This is a genomic window from Synechococcus sp. R6-7, assembly GCF_047461695.1.
Taxonomy (GTDB): domain Bacteria; phylum Cyanobacteriota; class Cyanobacteriia; order Thermostichales; family Thermostichaceae; genus Thermostichus.
In genome coordinates this window covers 1-1,201 of the sequence record NZ_JANSHS010000087.1, presented here as the reverse complement: position 1 = coordinate 1,201, position 1,201 = coordinate 1, and the positions used below count along the sequence as shown (strand labels likewise).

The following is a 1,201-nucleotide window of genomic DNA, read 5'->3' as shown; positions in this document are numbered from 1 at the left end:
TGAGCTTATTATTGACTAGAGTCATCCTCTCATAAGGGCTTCTGTTTTATCTTAGGAAGAATCCACCCAGGGATCCCTTAGGTTGTCCTTGGTTGGTATCCCTTTGGCAAGATCCGCTAGCCCAACCCAGGCCATGTTGCCCGTTCGCCCCCGCGAAACTGTTTCCATGTTCACCCGCGACGGGATCCAACTGGACGCGGATGTCTATCGCCCGCAAGGGGAGGGGAGCTACCCGGTTTTGCTGATGCGGCAGCCCTATGGGCGGGCCATTGCCTCGACGGTGGTGTATGCCCATCCCAGGTGGTATGCGGCCCAGGGGTACATTGTGGTCATCCAGGATGTGCGCGGACGGGGAACTTCCAAGGGATCCTTCTACCCTTTCCGCCATGAGGTGGAAGACGGGTTTGACGCCGTCAATTGGGCGGCTGCCTTGCCGGGGAGCAACGGCGTAGTGGGCATGTACGGCTTCTCTTATCAGGGCATGACCCAGCTGTATGCGGCTTCTACCCGTCCCAGCGCCTTGAAGGCCATCTGCCCGGCGATGCTGCCTTACGATCTCTATGCCGATGCCGCTTACCCAGGGGGGGCCTTTGCCTTCTACAACAACCTCAGTTGGGCCTTGCAACTGGAGACCGAAGGGGCGCGTCTCAGGGGGGATGCCAATGCCTACCAAGCGCTTTTGAAAGCTGCCCGCAATCTCCCCCTCTACGACCCTATCCCCCTCAAGCCGGGGGTGTTGCAGCAGTATGCCCCCCAATCCTATTACTTCGACTGGCTGGAGCACAGCGAGCCGGATGACTACTGGCGCAAGCTCTCTCCCCGTCTAGAGGCGGTGGATCTGCCGATGCTACACATTGCCGGCTGGTTTGACAGCTACCTGAGTGGTAGCCTGCGCCTCTACAAGGAAATGAGCGCCCGCAGCCAGAACCCTCAATACCTGATCATCGGCCCTTGGATCCATCTCCCTTGGGGGCGCAAAGTGGGGGCGTTGGACTTTGGCCCAGAGGCTGTCAGCCCCATCGATCGCCTGCAGGTGCGCTGGTTTGACCAGTTCCTCAAAGGCAAAGATACAGGGATCCTCCAGGAGCCGCCGGTACGCCTGTTCGAGATGGGATCCAACCGCTGGCGCGGCTTTGATGCTTGGCCTACCCCTGAGCCAAAAGCTTTTTACCTACACAGCACCGGCTTGGCTGCCCTTTCA

General features: G+C 59.3%; 1 protein-coding gene. It reads left to right on the top strand.

The annotated features are described in order from the left end of the window. Positions 1-82: 82 nt before the first annotated feature. Positions 83-1,201, top strand: a 1,119-nt coding sequence (locus NW815_RS03165) for a CocE/NonD family hydrolase (protein ID WP_414415695.1), incomplete at its 3' end; no start/stop codon positions are given.